This window comes from Vibrio sp. 378 (genome assembly GCF_033339435.1).
In genome coordinates this window covers 1-603 of record NZ_JAWOUO010000802.1, presented here as the reverse complement: position 1 = coordinate 603, position 603 = coordinate 1, and the positions used below count along the sequence as shown (strand labels likewise).

Below are 603 nucleotides of genomic sequence, written 5' to 3'. Positions count from 1 at the left end.
GAGTGCTACCACTTACACCTTGCCGGAGATGGAGAAAGAAAAGCCTCGCTTCAACGACTCGCTCAATCGTTAAACGTTTTATCTCGCGTGCATTTTCACGGAGTCGTATCCGATATCCCTCTCTTTCTCAGCGATATGGATATGTACGTGCAATCTTCCCACGTTGAAGGATTCGGGCTCGCCGCCGTAGAAGCGATGGCAGCAGGTTTGCCCGTACTCGCGTCCGATGTTCCGGGATTAGATGAGGTTACCGGCAGCTCAAAATATCTGTTCGAAGTCGGTGATAGCAATCGGCTTGCGCAAAAGGTTGCAGAGCTATGCGAAGACGCGGCTCTTTACAATTCGGCAAGTCATTATTCCGTCAACCGAGCCAAACTCTACACCATCGACAAATTTCGAGAGGGCTATTATGGAATCTACCAACAGCTCTGTACCGATAAGTAATACCGTTCCACTCCTTGCAGCTATTGCTCTGGCACTGTTTTTTGTCCCAGTGAAATTCGCTGTAGGTGGCGTGGCACTTGCGCCTTCCGATATCGCAAGTTTGCTTTCTGTTGGCTTAATCGCCTTGATCATTTTAGAAGGAAGAGCAAAGCAACTGTT

General features: G+C 48.8%; 1 protein-coding gene and 1 pseudogene. Both read left to right on the top strand.

Features of this window, described 5'->3' with window-relative positions; genetic code table 11:
- Nucleotides 1-444 (top strand): glycosyltransferase (locus R7Q48_RS28935; RefSeq protein WP_318133795.1); only part of this gene is annotated, 444 nt, incomplete at its 5' end.
- Nucleotides 410-603 (top strand): annotated as a pseudogene (locus R7Q48_RS28930) (ligase); the annotation flags it as partial. The gene R7Q48_RS28935 and the pseudogene R7Q48_RS28930, both read left to right, overlap by 35 nt.